Origin of the sequence: Frankia tisae, assembly GCF_025403405.1 — a bacterium.
GTDB lineage: Bacteria > Actinomycetota > Actinomycetes > Frankiales > Frankiaceae > Frankia > Frankia tisai.
Map to the genome: position 1 here is coordinate 1 of NZ_JANEZT010000853.1, position 402 is coordinate 402.

Consider the following 402-nt stretch of genomic DNA (forward strand, 5'->3'; position numbering starts at 1 on the left):
CGGCTGGAAGGCCATCGGCAGAGCATCGTCCGGGGTGGTGCCGAAACCCATGGCGGTGCCGGTGTATTCGTAGTCGTCGTAGTTGCCGTAGTCGAAGATCTCCTTGACCGTCACCGACTCGGCACGAGTCACCAGGCTCAATGCGGCGTATGCCGCCGTGTCACCCGAGTAACCGGGGTCGATACCGTTGACGTACAGGGACGAATTTCCCTCTGCGCACGCCTTTTCCAATGGTCCGCGCAGCCAGTCGTCGGCTTGGCGCGGTGTCACCAGCCACACCATCGAGGTTCCGACGACGTTGATCCCGGCTGCCAGGAAACGTGACATCTGGTCGATGGCCTCCATCGGCCGGGTCTCCCCCAGAGCCGTGTAGACCACGCAGTCCGGCGCCAGGGCGATGAG

General features: G+C 63.7%; 1 pseudogene. It reads right to left on the reverse strand.

Annotation, left to right across the window (positions count from 1 at the left end):
• Positions 1 to 345, reverse strand: a pseudogene (locus tag NBZ85_RS31985) (dihydrodipicolinate reductase); the annotation flags it as partial.
• Between the last annotated feature and the right edge of the window lie 57 nt (positions 346 to 402).